This is a genomic window from Streptomyces sp. NPDC007991, assembly GCF_042958445.1.
Taxonomy (GTDB): Bacteria; Actinomycetota; Actinomycetes; order Streptomycetales; family Streptomycetaceae; genus Streptomyces.
In genome coordinates, this window is the sequence record NZ_JBIBJD010000002.1 from 46,821 (window position 1) to 64,031 (window position 17,211).

General features: G+C 72.4%; 17 protein-coding genes. 13 read left to right on the forward strand and 4 right to left on the reverse strand.

What is annotated here, in order from left to right:
* The first annotated feature begins 14 nt into the window (after nt 1–14).
* A complete protein-coding gene (locus ACFZDA_RS04420; RefSeq protein WP_391074756.1) occupies nt 15–1,211 on the forward strand; it encodes a DNA glycosylase AlkZ-like family protein in 1,197 nt (398 codons plus the stop codon).
* A 113-nt stretch (nt 1,212–1,324) separates the two neighbouring features.
* On the opposite strand, the gene ACFZDA_RS04425 is transcribed toward ACFZDA_RS04420, so the two are convergent.
* Nucleotides 1,325–1,639 carry a hypothetical protein gene (locus ACFZDA_RS04425; protein WP_391074760.1) on the reverse strand — a complete coding sequence of 105 codons (315 nt, stop codon included), beginning with the start codon at nt 1,637–1,639 and terminating at the stop codon, nt 1,325–1,327.
* Between the two features lie 199 nt (nt 1,640–1,838).
* Between ACFZDA_RS04425 and ACFZDA_RS04430 the strand changes: the two genes are divergently transcribed.
* The 9 genes from ACFZDA_RS04430 (at nt 1,839) to ACFZDA_RS04470 (ending at nt 11,147) form a co-directional block, all read left to right on the forward strand.
* Nucleotides 1,839–2,198, forward strand: coding sequence for an ArsC/Spx/MgsR family protein (locus ACFZDA_RS04430; protein WP_391074763.1), 360 nt, complete (start codon nt 1,839–1,841; stop codon nt 2,196–2,198).
* Between the two features lie 116 nt (nt 2,199–2,314).
* Nucleotides 2,315–2,956: a hypothetical protein gene (locus tag ACFZDA_RS04435; RefSeq protein WP_391074766.1), complete on the forward strand. Its 642-nt coding sequence runs from the start codon at nt 2,315–2,317 to the stop codon at nt 2,954–2,956.
* A 364-nt stretch (nt 2,957–3,320) separates the two neighbouring features.
* The gene (glnII, locus tag ACFZDA_RS04440; protein WP_391074769.1) at nt 3,321–4,352 is read left to right on the forward strand and encodes a glutamine synthetase; all 1,032 of its coding nucleotides are present in this window, start codon (nt 3,321–3,323) and stop codon (nt 4,350–4,352) included.
* Between the two features lie 106 nt (nt 4,353–4,458).
* Nucleotides 4,459–5,394 carry a DUF6891 domain-containing protein gene (locus tag ACFZDA_RS04445; RefSeq protein ID WP_391074771.1) on the forward strand — a complete coding sequence of 312 codons (936 nt, stop codon included), beginning with the start codon at nt 4,459–4,461 and terminating at the stop codon, nt 5,392–5,394.
* 330 nt (nt 5,395–5,724) lie between these two features.
* Nucleotides 5,725–6,321: a winged helix-turn-helix domain-containing protein gene (locus tag ACFZDA_RS04450; RefSeq protein ID WP_391074773.1), complete on the forward strand. Its 597-nt coding sequence runs from the start codon at nt 5,725–5,727 to the stop codon at nt 6,319–6,321.
* A gap of 75 nt (nt 6,322–6,396) precedes the next feature.
* Nucleotides 6,397–7,422 (forward strand): NAD-dependent epimerase/dehydratase family protein, encoded by a 1,026-nt coding sequence (locus ACFZDA_RS04455; protein ID WP_391074776.1) that lies wholly within the window; start codon nt 6,397–6,399, stop codon nt 7,420–7,422.
* Nucleotides 7,423–7,474: 52 nt separating this feature from the next.
* Nucleotides 7,475–8,740: a sensor domain-containing protein gene (locus tag ACFZDA_RS04460; RefSeq protein ID WP_391074779.1), complete on the forward strand. Its 1,266-nt coding sequence runs from the start codon at nt 7,475–7,477 to the stop codon at nt 8,738–8,740.
* Entirely contained in the window at nt 8,725–9,378 is a 654-nt protein-coding gene (locus ACFZDA_RS04465; protein ID WP_391074782.1) for a LuxR C-terminal-related transcriptional regulator, read from the forward strand. Before ACFZDA_RS04460 ends, ACFZDA_RS04465 begins: the two co-directional genes overlap by 16 nt.
* Before the next feature lie 203 nt (nt 9,379–9,581).
* Nucleotides 9,582–11,147: a DUF1996 domain-containing protein gene (locus ACFZDA_RS04470; protein WP_391074784.1), complete on the forward strand. Its 1,566-nt coding sequence runs from the start codon at nt 9,582–9,584 to the stop codon at nt 11,145–11,147.
* Between the two features lie 70 nt (nt 11,148–11,217).
* Here ACFZDA_RS04470 and ACFZDA_RS04475 read toward each other — a convergent pair whose 3' ends face one another.
* On the reverse strand, nt 11,218–11,670 hold the full coding sequence (locus ACFZDA_RS04475; RefSeq protein ID WP_391074787.1) for a hypothetical protein: 453 nt from the start codon (nt 11,668–11,670) through the stop codon (nt 11,218–11,220).
* A 146-nt stretch (nt 11,671–11,816) separates the two neighbouring features.
* Here ACFZDA_RS04475 and ACFZDA_RS04480 point away from each other — a divergent pair, with 146 nt between their 5' ends.
* The 3 genes from ACFZDA_RS04480 (at nt 11,817) to ACFZDA_RS04490 (ending at nt 15,104) form a co-directional block, all read left to right on the forward strand.
* The gene (locus ACFZDA_RS04480) at nt 11,817–12,344 is read left to right on the forward strand and encodes a tetratricopeptide repeat protein (RefSeq protein ID WP_391074790.1); all 528 of its coding nucleotides are present in this window, start codon (nt 11,817–11,819) and stop codon (nt 12,342–12,344) included.
* Nucleotides 12,345–12,391: 47 nt separating this feature from the next.
* Entirely contained in the window at nt 12,392–14,314 is a 1,923-nt protein-coding gene (locus tag ACFZDA_RS04485; protein WP_391074792.1) for a hypothetical protein, read from the forward strand.
* A 100-nt stretch (nt 14,315–14,414) separates the two neighbouring features.
* On the forward strand, nt 14,415–15,104 hold the full coding sequence (locus tag ACFZDA_RS04490) for a TetR family transcriptional regulator (protein WP_391074795.1): 690 nt from the start codon (nt 14,415–14,417) through the stop codon (nt 15,102–15,104).
* A gap of 30 nt (nt 15,105–15,134) precedes the next feature.
* Here ACFZDA_RS04490 and ACFZDA_RS04495 read toward each other — a convergent pair whose 3' ends face one another.
* Together ACFZDA_RS04495 and ACFZDA_RS04500 are read right to left on the reverse strand one after the other, a co-directional pair.
* Entirely contained in the window at nt 15,135–15,491 is a 357-nt protein-coding gene (locus tag ACFZDA_RS04495; protein ID WP_391074798.1) for a 5-carboxymethyl-2-hydroxymuconate Delta-isomerase, read from the reverse strand.
* A gap of 30 nt (nt 15,492–15,521) precedes the next feature.
* Nucleotides 15,522–17,141 (reverse strand): SpoIIE family protein phosphatase, encoded by a 1,620-nt coding sequence (locus ACFZDA_RS04500; RefSeq protein WP_391074801.1) that lies wholly within the window; start codon nt 17,139–17,141, stop codon nt 15,522–15,524.
* Nucleotides 17,142–17,211: the final 70 nt, after the last annotated feature.

A 17,211-nucleotide genomic window follows, 5' to 3' on the forward strand; every position in this document is an offset into this window, starting at 1 on the left:
GAGTGGAGGCCGGTATGGGCGAAGCGCAGCGGTACATCGGGGCGGCGGAGCGCCGGGCCCGGCTCGCGTTGCGGCAGCGGCTGGTCGGGCGGGCGCGGGCGGGGACTCCTGAGGAGGTCGCCGGTTCGCTCGTCGCGCTGCACGGCACCGACCCGGCGACGGTGTACCTGGCCGTGGGCGCGCGGCTCGCGGACCCCGCGACGACGGTGGCGGAGACAGGGCGCGCGCTGTACGACGACCGTTCCCTGGTGCGGATGCACGGCATGCGGCACACGGTGTTCGTGTTCCCCACGCCCCTGACCGCCGTGGTGCACGCCTCGACGGGCCTGGCGGTCGCCGCCCGGGAGCGGGCCAAGCTGCTCAAGGACATGGCGGCGGCAGGGGCGCCGGACGCGGCCTGGCTGACGGAGGTCGAGGAGTCGGTGCTGGCGGCGCTGGCCCGGCGCGGGCAGGCCACGGCCGCCGAACTCGCCGAGGACGAGCCGCGGCTGCGGGAGCAGTTCGCCTACGCGGCCGGCAAGACGTACGAGGGCGTGCACACGGTCTCGACCCGGCTGCTGAGGGTGCTGGGCGTCGAGGGGAAGGTCGTGCGCGGACGGCCGCTCGGCTCCTGGACGTCCAGCCAGTTCCGCTGGGCCGTCGCTCCCGAGCATCCCGAGCTGGACCCGGCGCGGGCGCAGGCGGAGCTGCTGGGGCGGTGGCTCGCCGCGTGCGGTCCGGCGACCGAGGCCGATCTGAAGTGGTGGACGGGATGGCGTGTGACGGAGGTCCGCGCGGCGCTGGCCGCGATCGGGGCGCGGCCGGTGTCGCTGGACGAGGGCACGGGATGGGTGAGCGAGGGCGATGCCGACGAAGTGGCCGCGCCCGGCGAGCCCTGGGCTGCGCTGCTGCCCGGGCTCGACCCGACGGCCATGGGGTGGCTGCGGCGCGACTGGTATCTCGCGCCGCAGCTGCGGCCCCGGCTGTTCGACCGCAGCGGGAACGTGGGGCCGACGGTGTGGTGGAACGGCCGTGTGGTCGGCGGGTGGGCCCAGCGGCCCGGCGGGGAGATCGTCTGGCGGCTCCTCGACGAGGAGGGGGTGGGCCGGGAGGCCCGCGCGGCGATCGAGGAGGAGGCGGAGCGGCTGAGCGGGTGGGTGGGGACGACCAGGATCACACCGCGCTTCCGGACGCCGTTGGAGAAGGAGCTGGCGGCGGGCCAGGACGTCTGAGAACTCCGGGAGAACCACGACGCCGGGTGCCCTGGAGAACGGGCACCCGGCGCTAGGCGTGCCGGGCGTCGCGGGGCAGGCGGGACTTTGCGGACACGCCCTAGGGGGTCGGCTCAGCGCGAGTAGCGCATGAACGCCCTCACCATGTGGCACGTCGTGTCCGACGGCGGGTGGACGCCGATCAGTTCCGCCGTGTCGCGGATCGTCTCGTTGCGGGCCTGGTTCGGCATGTGGACGCCGGAGTCGAGCAGGGCGATGGCGAGGCGCATCGCCTTGAGGCGGCGGTTGTGCGCGACGTACCACTCGCGCGGCCGGCCCGGCGGCAGCGGCCGCTTCTCCAGGGGCGCGTACGGCAGGTCGAGCAGGACGGGGCGCTTCGCGGTGGACTGGGTGGGCAACGGCTTCGGCTTCAGTGCGGCAGCGGGCACAGGCATCCTCCTGTCGCGGTCAGGGCGGCACTCCGGGGTCCTCGGCGATCCCGGCGCCACCCTCGAACACTGCTTCTATTCTACTGCCCACCACTGACAAAAGGCCCTGGCCACAAGGGCTTTCGGGAGTGCGGTGACGGATGGGGAGAACGGGTTTCGGGCCCCGCTCCCGGGCGTCACGAGGGCGTACCGTAGCCCCATGGAAATCTGGATCAACCCGGCCTGTTCGAAGTGCCGCAGTGCCGTGCAGCTGCTCGACGCCGAGGGCGCCGACTACACCGTCCGCCGCTACCTGGAGGACGTGCCGAGCGAGGACGAGATCCGCGGCGTGCTGGACCGGCTCGGACTGGAGCCCTGGGACATCACCCGTACCCAGGAGGACGCCGCCAGGGAGCTCGGCGTCAAGGAGTGGGCCCGGGACGCGAGTTCACGGGAGCAGTGGATCAAGGCCCTCGCCGAGCACCCCAAGCTGATCCAGCGGCCGATCATCACCGCGGACGACGGCACGGCGGTGGTCGCGCGCACCGACGAGGCCGTACGGGACGCCCTCTCCCGTTGAAGGTCTCGTTCCGGTGTGACGGAGGTTACTTAAGTGACTCCTGTAACCACTGAGTAACATCGTTCGGTATCTCGTACATAGCGGCGTACGCTCCCCCAGCTCTTCAGGAGGCGCGCATGTCGCGTAGAAGAACGCTCGGCCCGATGAAGAAGATCGCGCTGCTGGTGAGCGCGGCGACCGTGGCGGGAGGCGGGGCCTTCGTCATGGCGAGCACGTCGAACGCCGCGCCGCCGGCTCCCAAGTCGGCGGCGGAGTCGACGGCCTGTCTGGGACTCGCCACCGCCCTCGGCAACAACGAGAAGTTCATCGCCGGCCAGCGGGCCACCCCCGACGCACAGTCGGAAGCCCGGATCGCCAACCGCCAGGCGGTCATCGAGGAGATCAAGCGGAAGCAGGAGGCGTCGGGGTGCACGGTTGGGGAGTCGGCTCAGGACTCCCGGGCCACACAGCCCTCGCAACCAGCGCGGTCCGCCCCCGCGGAGAACGCCGGCGGTGGCGCCGCGGCCTCCGGGCAGCAGGTGTGCAACGGCTCCACCGTCACGCTCTCCGGCGAGGACGGTGCGCCCGCCGCGTCCAGCGACCAGTTCCCGGCCGGTACGAAGCTGAAGGTCACCAACCTGGACAACGACAAGTCCACGACGGTGGAGGTCACTTCGGTCTCCGGCAGCTGTGTGCTGCTCAACAACGCGGCTTTCGAACAGGTCCGTGAGCCCGGCAAGTTCCTGATCCGCCGGGCCGTGATCGAGAAGGTGGGGTGACGCCGGACGAGCGAGGACGAGTGAGTCACTGAGGCGGGCGGCCCACCCCTCGGCCGCCTCCTCGTACGTGTCAGCGGTCCTGCCGCTCCCGGCCAGGAGCGGCGGGACCGGCGCGCTGTGGGACACGCGGCGCCGGTCACCGGCTTGACGGAGGGAAGCCGGTGACCGGCTCCTCCCCCGCGGCCAAACGCCCTCACAACGTGAGGTGCGGCACAGCGGCACCAGGTAACACGGGGTTCACATTCGAGCAATGGCCGGGAAATCGCCTGTTGACAGGCTGCCGGGCATTGAGCGGCGCCCCAGTGCCGCAGCGCCGCAAGCACCCGCGATACGCGCCCAGACACACCCCCGAAGGATGTGGCCCGTGACCTTCAAGGCTGAGTACATCTGGATCGACGGCACCGAGCCGACGGCCAAGCTGCGTTCCAAGACCAAGATCATCGCGGGCTCCCCCGCCGGTCTCGACGCGCTGCCGATCTGGGGCTTCGACGGGTCCTCCACCAACCAGGCCGAGGGCCACGCCTCGGACTGCGTCCTCAAGCCGGTCTTCTCCTGCCCGGACCCGATCCGCGGCGGCGACGACATCCTGGTGCTGTGCGAGGTCCTGAACATCGACCTCACCCCGCACGCCAGCAACACCCGTGCCGCGCTGGCCGAGGTCGAGGAGAAGTTCGCGGCGCAGGAGCCGATCTTCGGCATCGAGCAGGAGTACACCTTCTTCAAGGACGGCTACCCGCTCGGCTTCCCCAAGGGCGGCTTCCCGGCCCCGCAGGGCGGCTACTACTGCGGTGTCGGCGCCGACGAGATCTTCGGCCGTGACGTCGTCGAGGCCCACCTGGACAACTGCCTGAAGGCGGGCCTGGGCATCTCCGGCATCAACGCCGAGGTCATGCCCGGCCAGTGGGAGTTCCAGGTCGGCCCGCTGGCCCCGCTGGAGGTCTCGGACCAGCTGTGGGTGGCCCGCTGGCTGCTGTACCGCACCGCCGAGGACTTCGACGTCGCCGCGACGCTGGACCCGAAGCCGGTGAAGGGCGACTGGAACGGCGCCGGTGCGCACACCAACTTCTCCACCAAGGCGATGCGCGAGGGCTACGACGCGATCATCACCGCGTGCGAGTCGCTCGGCGAGGGCTCCAAGCCGCTCGACCACGTCAAGAACTACGGCGCCGGCATCGACGACCGCCTGACCGGTCTGCACGAGACCGCCCCGTGGAACGAGTACTCCTACGGCGTCTCCAACCGCGGTGCCTCGGTCCGTATCCCGTGGCAGGTCGAGAAGGACGGCAAGGGCTACATCGAGGACCGCCGCCCGAACGCCAACGTCGACCCGTACGTGGTGACCCGGCTGCTCGTCGACACCTGCTGCTCGGCGCTGGAGAAGGCCGGCCAGGTCTGATCCGTCCGCAAGGCTCCGAGGGGCGCTCACCGTTCGCGGTGGGCGCCCCTCGCGTTGTCAGGTGGGCGCCCCCCGCGTTGTCAGTGGGGCATGTCATCGTGGGGGCATGGAGATCGACGGGGGACTTCCGGTCAAGGTCATGACGGAGAGCGGGCGGACGTACGCGCGGATCCCGGCGCGGCGGTTGCGCGAGTTAGTGGAGCGGATCGGCGGCGAGGACGACCACTTCCTCGTGGTGCAGCGGATACCGGACCGGCCGCTGGTCTTCATCCAGACGGCACGCGACGCGAGCGGGGCGTACGACCTCCAGCACCGCACGGGCCGCGTCCCCCACATGTGGGTGGCCCGGGTGGGCGACCCGGGTCTGGTCGCCGATGTGATGGTGCGCTGGGCGCGGCAGGAGGGCGGCTGGGACGCCGGAGTCACCTGGGAGCGCGAGGAGTTCGGGCTGCCCGAGGAGGCTCCCGCTCTCGCCCCCGAGGTCGCGGCGCGGGCCGAGGGATACGTCCGCGCCATGCTCCAGGACGGCTGTCTGGGCATCGGGGCGATGATCCGCGAGACGGTGTACCTGATGGACGACGGCGAGGAAACCCCTCCCGTCTCCCAGGAGCAGGCCCGCGAGCTGGTCGAGCGGCTGTGGCTGGAGCGGCTGGACGAACAGGAGAAGTGGGCCGGGCCGACCGATCCGGACCGGCTGGAGCGGGCTTTCGCGGCCCTGGAGGACGACGGCATCGTCGCCCGGGAGAACTTCACCTGCTGCCGCGGCTGCGGCATGTCGGAGATCGGCGCGGAGGCGGACGGCAGACCGGGGGTGCGCGGGTTCGTCTTCTTCCACCAGCAGGGCACCCGCGGCGCGGCGCAGGGCCACGGCCTGTCGCTCTACTACGGCGGGTTCGACGGCTCGGAGGAGACCACGAAGGCCGTCGGACACCAGGTCGTGGCGGCACTGACCGCGGCCGGGCTGTCCGCGCGGTGGGACGGCGACCCGGGCAAGGCGGTCGAGATCGCGGCCCTGGAGTGGCGCAAGCGCCTGGTGGGATGAGACGCCGGGCGGCCGTCCGCCCTCCCGGCCCGTGTCCACGCTGTGAGAGGAGGGTCCCGGTACCCGGCACCGGTCTGCTTCAATGGCCCCATGGCCAGCCACCAGGAGTACACCGCGACGGGTCGCCATGACCTCGAGCCCTTCTGGCCGTCCCGTCAGGACCACGACTTCGACCGGGTGTGTTGCCGCGCGACGAACGCGCCGGCCCTCTAAAGCCGTACACCCCGGCCTTCGGCCAGCGCGAACCGCGTACGTCCTCGGCGAGCCCGACCACGAACTCGCGGCCGTCGAACTCCCGACGAACTCCTCGCGCGAAAGAGCTGACCTCTCATGGCGACCACTCGTTCCCTGTCCACCGCCGCCCCCTTCAACGCCCCGCCGGCCGCCGGTCCCCGGCATCGGCTGCGCGCCGTCGACCGGGAGGAGGTGGTGACGGTCGCGGATCTGCTGCCCCCGGGCGCGACCTGGCTGCCGGCGCCGCAGCACACCCTGCCCGCGCTCCCCGGCCGGCCGCCGATGATCGGCTATCTGGTGCTCGTCCCGGCCGACCAGCAGCCGCCGTTCCCGGTGGCGGTGCCGGACCGGCCGGAGGCCACCGGCCCTGAAGGCCTTACGGGCCCCGAGCCGGGCGCCGAGCAGCCGATCCGCGTCGACACCGTGCAGCGCACCGCCGAGGTGGCCGGGCGGCCGCTCGACCTCACGTATCTGGAGTTCGAGCTGCTGGCCCACCTGGTGGCGCACCCGGGCCGGGTGCACACCCGCGACCAGCTGGTCGGCACGGTGTGGGGCTACGGGCATGTCGGTGACGGCCGTACGGTCGACGTCCACATCGCCCGCCTGCGCCGCAAGCTGGGCGCCGAACACCGCGACACGATCCGCACGGTGCGCCGGGTCGGCTACAAGTACGTGCCCCGCGTGGGCCGCTGAGCCGCCGGTGTCCGCCCGTCTGCTGACGGCAGACAGGCGTTCCGCACCGCCGCCCCGACGGGCAGAGTCGACGGCATGAGACTTCTGATGCTGGGCGGTACGGAGTTCGCGGGCCGGGCCGTCGTGGAGGCGGCCCTGGGCCGGGGCTGGGAGGTGACCGTCTTCCACCGGGGGCGGCACGGGGCGCCGCCGGGTGCGCGCTCGCTGCTCGGCGACCGCACCGCGCCCGGCGGTCTGGCCGCCCTCGCCGAGGACCCGGGCGAGTGGGACGTCGTCGTCGACACCTGGTCGGCGGCGCCCCGCGCGGTGCGGGACGCGGCGCGGCTGCTGCGGGACCGCGCCCGCCGGTATGTGTACGTGTCGAGCTGCTCGGTGTACGCGTGGGCCCGGTCCGCCGGGTACGCCGAGGACGCGCCGCTGGTGGAGGACGCCTCGGCCGACGCGGAGCAGACGGCGTACGCGCAGGACAAGCGCGGTGGTGAACTGGCCGTGCTGGACGCCTTCGGCGAGGACCGGTCGGTGCTCGCACGGTCCGGGCTGATCCTCGGCCCGTACGAGAACATCGGCCGGCTGCCCTGGTGGCTGGCCCGCGCGGCGCGCGGCGGCCCGATGCTGGCGCCCGGCCCGCCCGGCCTTCCCCTGCAGTACCTGGACGTCCGTGACCTGGCCGAGTGGATCCTGCACGCGGCGGAGCGGGAGCTGAGCGGGCCGTACAACCTGGCCAGTCCACAGGGGCACACCACGATGGGCGAGCTGCTGGACACCTGCGTGACGGTCACCGGCGGCGCGGCCGAACTCCGGTGGACCGAGCCGGAGGTGATCCTCCGGGCGGGCATCCAGCCGTGGACGGAGCTGCCGGTGTGGGTGCCGCCGGGCAGTGACCTGTACGACGGTCTGCACAACAGGGGCGTCTCACGGGCGGTCGCGGCGGGGCTGAGCTGCCGGCCCGTCGAGGAGACCGTGGCCGACACCTGGCGGTGGCTCCAGGATCTCGGCGGGGTGGCGCCCCAGCGCCCGGACCGGCCGTGCTCGGGCCTCGATCCGGAGGTGGAGGCGAAGGTGCTCGCAGCCGGCGGAGGTGTACCTGACACCACCCCGTGACCGGGTGTTCCGGCCCAGTGACCCCGCATCCCCGCTCGGCGACACTGACGCCATGACCATCGACACGAAGAGCGGCAACGGGCGTACGAAGGGGCGGGGCCTCGCACTCGCCGCGGTGCGGGGGCTGGGGGTCGCCCTCGTCTCCCTGCCGGGGGCGGTGTTGTGCTTCACCCTGTCCCTGGTGTCCATGGCGCTCATCCCGATCGGGATCGGGCTCGTCACGACGCCGTACGTACTGCGGGGGGTGCGGGCGTTCGCGAACTGGCGGCGGGAGCTCGCGGCTCAGTGGGGCGGGGTGCGGATACCTCCGGCGTACCGGCCGCTGCCCAAGGACGCCAATCCGTGGTCGCGCACCTTCGGGATGCTGCGCGACCCGGCGACCTGGCGGGACCTGAGGTGGCTGCCGGTCGACATGACGGCCGGGTTCCTCACCGCGCTGCTGCCGGCCATGCTGTGGCTGTTCCCGCTGGAGGGGTTCGCGCTCGCGGCCGGGCTGTGGCGGGTCTCTCCCGAGGGGTACTGGTACGGGTTCGTCAAGGTCACCGGGCAGATGTCGGCGTTCGGTGCCGCCGCCCTGGGCCTGGCCGTCCTCTCCTGCGCGCGCTTCCTCACCCCGCTGCTGCTGGACGTCCACTTCCGGCTCACCCAGGCCGTCCTGGGCTCGAACCAGCGCGAACTGGCCGAGCGGGTGCGGGTCCTGACCGAGACGCGGCGCGACGCCGTCGACACCTCGGCCGCCGAACTGCGGCGCATCGAACGGGATCTGCACGATGGGGCGCAGGCCCGGCTGGTCGCGGTCGGCATGGACCTGGGCACCATCGAGGCGCTCCTCGACAAGGACCCGGACCAGGCCAAGGAGCTGATCGCGCAGGCCCGCAGGTCCTCGGTCGAGGCGCTGTCCGAACTGCGCGAGCTGGTGCGCGGCATCCATCCGCCGGTCCTGGCCGAGCGCGGACTGGGCGACGCCGTACGGGCGCTGGCGCTGCGGCTGCCGGTGGCCACCGAGGTGAACGTGGACCTGCCCGGGCGGGCGGAGGCGCCCGTGGAGGCGGCCGCGTACTTCGCCGTGAGCGAGGTGCTCACCAACGCCGTCAAGCACTCCGGCGCCGACCGGATCTGGGTCGACCTGCACCACGCGGAGGGCCATCTGCGGGCGACCGTCACCGACAACGGCAAGGGAGGTGCGGTGATCGGGGCCGGTTCGGGCCTGGCCGGAGTGGAGCGGCGACTGGGTACATTCGACGGCGTCCTGGCCGTCGGCAGTCCCGCGGGCGGTCCCACCATGGTCACCATGGAGATCCCTTGCGCGTTGTCCTAGCCGAAGACCTCTTCCTGCTGCGCGACGGACTCGTCCGGCTGCTCCGGGCGCACGACTTCGAGATCGCGGCGGCCGTCGAGTCCGGTCCCGAACTGGCCGCCGCGCTGGCCGAGCTGGATCCGGACGTCGCCGTGGTCGACGTACGCCTGCCGCCCACGCACACCGACGAGGGGCTGCAGTGCGCGCTCGACGCCCGCAGGAAGCGGCCCGGACTGCCGGTGCTGGTGCTCTCGCAGCACGTGGAGCAGCTGTACGCGCGGGAGTTGCTCGCCGACGGCAGCGGCGGTGTCGGATACCTGCTGAAGGACCGGGTGTTCGACGCGGAGCAGTTCGTGGACGCGGTGCGGCGGGTCGCCGCCGGTGGCACGGCGATGGACCCGCAGGTCATCCAGCAGCTGCTGGCGCGGCAGTCGGGCGACGACCGGCCGCTGGCCCGGCTGACGCCCCGGGAGCGGGAGGTGCTGGAGCTGATGGCGCAGGGCCGGACCAACGCGGCGATCGCGGGCCGGCTGGTCGTGACCGAACGGGCGATCGCCAAGCACACCGCGAACATCTTCGCCAAACTGGGACTGGAGGTCTCGGACGACGACAACCGGCGCGTGCTGGCGGTTCTCGCGTATCTCGACCACGGCCGGTGATATCGGCCCGGCCTGTTCACCCACGGTCGGTGATCAACAACTCCTGGTGCATGAGGGGCTGTTGAGAACACAGCTCCCTCACGAATCTCGCATCAATTTCCGGGACATCTGAACACCCCTGGGACGGCCTCCGTATGGAAGGGCGCCGCTTCACTCCTGTCGGGCGCCTCGATGCCCCCGAAAAAGGAAGTCAGAGGAGTTCCATGGGACGCAACACAAGAAAACGCCGGACGCCGATGGCCACCAAGGCCATAGCCGCATCGGCGGCCCTAGCGCTCGGTGGGGGCGGGCTGATCTGGGCAAACTTCTACGCTTCGGCGCATGAGGAGAACTCGGCGAACCAGACCAAGTCCGCGGGTGCACAGGTCGCCACGATCCAGTGTCCGGACGTAGGACAGCAGCTCACCGACGTGCCGGACAGCGCCCGCCAGGGGGTGGACAAGGAGCTGGCGAACCTCGACAAGCAGATCACCGAGGCCTACTCCCGCCTTGCCTCCACGCGCCAGGCGCAGGCCGGTGACTCGGGCTTCGTCAACAACGCGATCCTCGGCCCGCTGAAGTCGAAGCGGACCGCCGCCATCGACCGGATCGGGATCAACATCCGGCGTGTGGGCGGCCAGGCTCCGCAGGGGCTCGACCAGCTCGCCGAGTGCAAGGGCATGGCCGCCGCACAGCCGGAGACCAACGACGGCAACGGCCAGGCAGGCGACCAGAACAACGGTGGTCAGGACCAGGGCCAGAACCAAGGCGGTCAGGACCAGGGTGGCCAGGACCAGGGCGGCGGCCAGGACCAGGGCGGCCAGGACCAGGGCGGCGGACAGGTCGGCGACAACGGCAACGGGGCCGCGGGCCCGGTGGCCGCCGACTTCGTCGACATCAACCAGGTCCAGCCCGGCTCCCGTGGCCTGCAGAACGGTCTGGCCGCCAACGGCGACGGCGGTTCCACCGGCACCTTCACCGCCGAGTGCGGTGTCAACGAGAACAACCTGTTCAACAGTGACAACCTGATCGTCGCCCCGGGTGTCGACAACGGCGCGCACCACACGCACGACTACGTCGGCAACCAGGGCAACGACGCCTTCTCCAGTGACGAGGACCTGGCGGCCGCCGGCACCTCGTGCCAGAACCAGGCCGACAAGTCGACCTACTACTGGCCCGTGCTGCGCCTCCAGGACGGCACCCAGGAGTTCGACGCGGCCGACCAGGGCGGTGGCGCCGAGGGCAACGTCGGCAAGATCCTCAAGGCCAGCCAGGCGGAGATCAAGTACGTCGGCAACAAGAAGAGCGACGTCGTCGCGATGCCGAAGTTCCTGCGGATCATCACCGGTGACGCCAAGGCCTTCACCAACGGCCTGAAGAACGCCAACACCTCGTTCAGCTGCACCGGCTTCGAGGACCGGCAGGTGACGGACAAGTACGTGATCTGCCCCCAGGGCAGCCAGGTGGTGCGGACGTCCAACTTCCAGAGCTGCTGGGACGGACAGAACATCGACAGCGCCAACCACCGTGACCATGTCGCCTTCGTCCAGCAGGACGGCAGCTGCCCGAACGGCTTCCAGGCGATCCCGCAGCTCCAGGTCCGCCTGGTGTACGACGTGCCGGCCCCGACCATCGAGAACGGTCAGGTGAAGAACCCGTACGCCGTGGACGGCTTCCCGGAGCAGTTGCACAAGCCGATCACCGACCACAACGACTTCATCAACGTCATGGACGACAACCTGATGAACAAGGTGGTTCAGTGCATCAACAGCGGCCAGGACTGCAAGTAACGGCCCGCTAGAAAAGCCGGCGGTGGGATCTCCCACCGCCGGCTTTCGCATGTTCCCCGGTTCGACGCGGTCAGCCTGCGTGGTGACCGGAGTGCGACGGCTCCTCGCCCTTGCCGCCGCCGGAGGAGTGACCGGAGTGGTTGACCCCCACTTCCACGGTGCCGCCCAGCGTGCCGCGCAGTGTCTGCAGCAGGTCCTCGTGGCCGACGGCCACCCACTTGCGCCCGACCAGGTAGAAACCGCCGTAGTCCTTGGCCGTGTTGATCCACTCGCGCTGGCCGCGGTCGGTGGCGAAGGTGGCGAGGACGTACTTCTCCTTGCCCTTCTTGCAGAGGGCCTGGCGGATCTCGTCGGCGTCGGTCTGCATGTTCGGCTTGCACTTGGCCTCTGCCGCGATGTGCTCCAGGCTGCCGGTCACCGCCTCCGGCACGGCCGCCTCGTCCTTGCCGCCGGATCCGCAGCCGGCCAGCGCCAGTATCGCCACCGCGCCGCTCAGCGCGAGCATCGGTCGGGTCACCCTCATCTGTTCCTCCGGTCCTTGTCACGGCACGGTCCGGACGCATGCCGCACGGAGCCCCGGCAAGAGGCTCTGGCCTTCGATACGGCTGTGGCGGGCGCGGTGCTCAAATTCGGGTGTCAACGCAGGCACGTCCGTGCGAGTGTGTCCGGGTGAACCAGGACTGGGAAGATCGTGTGGCCGCCCTGTGGGACCGGTTCGACGACTACGCCGAAACCGAGGAGGACGAGACCCGCTTCCGCGCCGACGTCGACGCCCTCGTGGCCGAACTGCCGCAGGGCAGTCCGCTCGGGCCGTTCGAGCGGGCCTGCGCCTGGGACTCCACGGGCCACTCGGACCAGGCGGTCCCGCTCTACCGGGAGGCGCTGGCCCGCGGTCTCGCCGACGTCAGCCCCTACAAGGCCCGCCGGACGAAGATCCAGCTGGCCAGCTCGCTGCGGAACATCGGGCAGGCGGAGGAGGGCGTCAAGCTTCTCGAAGCCGAACTGGACGCCCCCTCCGACGAGCTGGACGATCCGGTGCGGTTCTTCCTCGCCCTGTGCCTGTCGAGCCTCGGCCGGGACCGGGAGGCGCTGTCCCTCGCCCTGGGCACGCTGGCGCCTCATCTGAACCGTTACCGGGGCTCGGCGGCGTACTACGCCCAGGCGCTCGTGGCGCCGGAAGAGCAGCCGGGCACATAACGCCCGATGTCAGGTGACCATCCCCCGATTCGCTCGTTCTGCTGAACGTGCAGTCACAGGATGTCGCCCAGCGCCCCGCGTCCCCCTCCCCCACCGGCCCGGTCGTCGATGTAGAGCAGGCCGAGGCCGCGCTCGTCGAGCACTACCCGCGGCTCGTGCGGCTCGCCTATCTGGTGCTGCCGCCGGGCCTGGGCCGCAGCCGGCGCGTCCTGACCGCACACGCCCTCACCCAGCGCGCACTCCCCCGCAACCGCACCCCGGCGCCGGTGATCCCGGCCCAGTCGACGGGCCGTGACGGCGACCCGGGCTACGCCCTGGTCCGTCTGCAGGTGCTGCGGACGGCGCTGGAGGCGGGGCTGCCGCTGAAGCGCAAGGCCTGGCCCAGGCGGTCCCAGCTGCCGCCGGTGCTGCCGCAGGTGTGGGGCCTGAAGCTGTTCCCGCGCTCCGGCGGCGCCGACGAACTCGCCCTGGACCAGCGGCTGTCCACCCTGACCGGGCCGGCCCGGGCCGTCTACGCGCTGCGCGGCCTGGAGCGGCTGACGGACGACGGCGTACGCAAGGTGCTCACGGCCGCGGGCGTCGCCGACGCGGACGGCGCGCTGCTGGAGGCCGACGGGATCCCCGCGCAGTACGGGCTGCTCGACTCCCCCGAGTTCGACCCCTGCTCGCTCCAGGCCCGCCCCACCGACCTGATGCGGCGCCGCCAGCACCTGAAGGCCGCGCTGGCCGCCGGGGCGGCCCTGCTGGTGTGCGGGGCGCTGCTGGGTCCGCCCGGCGAGGGCTGGGGCCCCGAAGGCGCCGCCGCGCCGCCGTACGCGCGCAACCCGGCCGCCCAGGCCGCCCTGGACCCGGCGAAGCTGACCCGGGTCCCGCCCACCGCGTGGCGCGGCTCGGCGCGCACCGACTTCTCGGTGTGGCCGGCCCGCGGTGACCTCACCGGCGACTCGGCCCTGCTGCGCCGCGCCCTGGCCGTCTGGGCCCGCCCCGGCGAGACGGTCCGGGTCGCCGCGACGCCCGGCACCCCGTCCGGCGGCCCTGCCGGACCGCCCCAGCTGCTGTACGCGGGGACGGTCGACGCGGCGCGCGTGGTGATCCTCTACGACGGTCTGCGCATCGTCCGGTACGCCGAGCCGAAGGAGGGCACACAGGGCGCCGCCCTCGACTTCGCCCGGGTCGACGGCGCGGGCCGGGCCGAGGCGGGCGCGGTGGTACTGGGCCGGGCCGACGGCAACGTCCGCTATCTGACCGCCCCTTGGGTGACGGAGGCGGGCGAGCGGGACCTGATGAAGCCTGGCTCCGGCGCGATGGAGCTGGCCCTCACCGAGGGTGTGACCGCGCCGCTGGCCAGCCCGGCCCTGCGGTCCGGCGCGTGTACGTCGTGGAACGTGCTGCAGCTGACCGACGGCAGGAAGACGCGGCTGCTGACCGACCTCGGCGAACTGGTCCCGGCCCGGCTCACCGCCGGCCGGCCCGGGTCCCCGGGCGAGGTGTCCGGCGCCGCGGCGCTGCACGCCTGGGCGCCGTTCGCCTGCTCGCTGGGGACGGTGCGCTCCGGGGGCGTGCGGAGCGTCAACGCCTGGGCGTTCAACGAGCAGCCGCTGCCGGACGCCAGCGGTTCGGCCGCGTGGGTGTGCACCCGGGCCGAGACCTGGCGGGGCGGCGGGGCGCGGGTGCTGGCCCAGTTCCACACGCCGGGCGGGAGGTACGGGGCGGTGGCGGCGAAGGCCGAGAACGTCGCGGCGTGCGGGGCGCGTGACCCGCACGTGCTGGCCGGAGTGCTGTGGAAGTCGAAGGCGGGCGACTGGTATCTGCTGGCGGCCGGCAGCCGGGATACCGCGTCGGTCCGGGCGACGGCCGGGGTCGCCGGGTCGTCGCCGACCAGTCTGCTGACCGTGCCGGCCGAGCAGGGGGCGCGGGCCGAGCTGAAGGGCACGCTGCGGGACGGGCGTTCGATCGACGGGCTGCGCTGACCGACGATCGCTGGAACTCAAGCCCGCCCGGGGCATCCGGGTGTACATCCGTGACCGATCCGATCCGTTCAAGGCTGGATTCGATCGGTAGGGTGTTCGCATGACTACCGGGGTTCGCCGCAGAATGGGAGTCGAGGAGCGGCGGCAGCAGTTGATCGGCGTCGCCCTCGAACTGTTCAGCCGCCGCTCGCCCGACGAGGTCTCGATCGACGAGATAGCGTCCGCCGCGGGCATTTCACGCCCGTTGGTCTACCACTACTTCCCCGGCAAACTCAGCCTGTACGAGGCCGCGTTGAAGCGGGCCTCGGACGATCTCGCGGCCCGTTTCGCGGAACCGCACGAGGGGCCGCTGGGAGCGCGGCTGCTGCGGGTGACGTGCCGCTTCTTCGACTTCGTCGACGAGCACGGCCCCGGTTTCTCCGCCCTCATGCGCGGCGGGCCGGCGGTCGGCTCCTCGACGACCAACGCGCTCGTCGACTCCGTACGGCAGGCCGCGTATGTCCAGATCCTTTCGCATCTGGGCGTGACCGATCCGCCCGCGCGGCTGGAACTGGTCGTCCGGTCCTGGATCTCGCTCGCCGAGTCGACGGCCCTGATCTGGCTGGACGGCCGGCGTATCCCGCGGGCCGAGCTGGAGGTCCAGCTCGTCCATGACTTCGCCGCGCTCACCGCGGTCAGCGCCGCCCAGGACGCCGAGATGGGCGCCCTGATGCGCCGCATCGCCCGGGAGGAACCGGCCGACGGCCCGTTCGCCCAGCTGGCCGGGCGCCTCCTGGCGCTGGCGACCTGAGACCGCGCGGCTGCGGGACCTCCCGGCTTCTCAGCTCTCGAACTTCCGGTAGGACGCGTCCAGTTCGCGCACCTCGGCGGAGGCGTGCAGCGCGCGCCCCTCGGCGGCCTTCACATGCGTGCGCAGCAACTCCAGGGTGGCCTCGGTGAGCCGGGCCTTGGTCTCCTCGGTGCGGCCGGGGAGCAGCGCGAAGTGGACGTGCACATGGGAGTGCCCGCCGGTCTCGGGCCCGACCACGATGTCCTCGGTCCGGCAAAAGCGGGTCTTGCACGCCTGCGGCGTGGCGGCGGCGATCTCGACGGTCGCCTCGTGCAGCGCCTTCGCGAACCCGGGCCGGTCGAAGTCGTCCGCGAGGTCGGCGGAATAGTCGACGGTGATCTGCGGCATGAGCACTCCTGTCCTGGGCGGCCAACGGGCTCACCCTAACCGCAGGGCGAGCATCGCAATGTCGTCCTCCCGGTCCCGGCCGAAGCAGCCGAGCAGCACGTCACAGAGGGGGTCGAGTCCGGCCGGGGCGTCCGCCGCGGCCGTGCGGAGCTGTTCCAGGGAGGTCTCCAGGGGGGTGCCGCGGGTCTCGATGAGGCCGTCGGTGACCATGAGGAGGCGGTCGGTGGGCTTCAGGTGCCACTCGGTCGGCGCGGGCCGGTCCAGGCCCAGCCCGAGCAGCGGACCGCACGCGTCGACGTACTCGGCGCCGCCCCCGTCGCGCAGGATCAGGGGTGGGATGTGCCCGGCGTTGGCGATCCGTATCCGCCCGCTGCCGGGCTCGACCAGGGCCAGGCACACGGTGGCCGTGATGTCGGGGTGGTACCGCTGGAGCATCCGGTCGAGCCGCTCGGCCAGGACGACCGGGTCGCTCTCGGTCACGCAGTAGGCGCGCAACGCGTGCCGGATCTCGACCATGACGGTGGCCGCGTCCAGCGAGTGCCCGACGACGTCCCCGACGGCGGTGAGCACGCCGTCGCCGGTGTGCAGGGCGGCGTAGAAGTCGCCGCCGATCTCGGTCTGCCGGGAGGCGGGCACATAGCGGACGACGATGTCGACGCCCGGCAGCTCAGGCAGCTTGTGCGGCTGGGGCAGGAAACTGTGCTGGAGGGTGAGGGCGACGTGCCGCTCCACCCGGTACAGCAGCAGCGGCTCCGCGGCCAGCGCGGTGGCCTGGGCGAGGCGGGCGAGCAGCCCGTCGGCCGCCGGGTCGATGATCGCGGCCCGCCGTACGGGGGTGGCGAGGCAGACCGCCGTCCGGCCGTCCTGGGCGGTCGCCACGGTCAGGCGGGCGTCCTCCTCGACGCCCGGCCGGAACAACCCGGCCGGCCACAGCGGCGCGGGGACGACGGTGCTGTGGACGCCCGTGCGGCCCTCCGCGAGCCGGGTGACCAGCCGTGCCGCCGCCTGGTGGGCGCCGGTGTCCGCCGGTGCGGGACGGCACCGGGCCGTGCCCCGGTACGGCTCGCCGTCCGGGCCGAGCACGAACACCACGGCGGGCGAGGCGGTGAGGCGGGCGGCGCCGTCGGCGGCCGCGGCGGCGAGTTCCCGCGGGCAGCGGGCGGCCTGCACGGTGACGATGGCCTCGGCCAGCAGCGTCAGTCGGTGGACGGCGGTCTCGTCGCCCGTGCTGCGGCGCGCCCCGCGCACGGCGGCCCGTACGACGGCCTGGATCTCCTGCGGCTCGGCGGGCACGGTCAGATAGGCGTCGCCGCCCGCGTCCAGGCCCCGGCACCGGTCGCCGGGCGCGGTCGCGGCGGCGGAGAAGTGCACGACGGGCAGGGCGGCCATGGGCGGCCGGGCCCGGACCCGGCGGCACAGTTCGAAGCCGCTCATGTCCGGCAGGCCCACGTCGACGAGGGCCACGTCGGGCAGGGTGCCGTCGCGCAGCCGGACGTCGAGTTCGACGAGCGCCTCGCCGCCGCTGGCGACCGGCACGACCTGGTGGCCGGCCCGGCTCAGCACCGCGCCCATGGCGTACCGGCTGGCCGCGACGTCGTCCACGACCAGCACGGTGGTGCCGGGGCTGTGCTGCGTGCCGTTGCCGTCCATCTCGACTGGCCCTCGGGGCGTACGGGGGTGGGGCAGACCGTCGGTCGCGGCCTGCCCCACCCAACGTAGT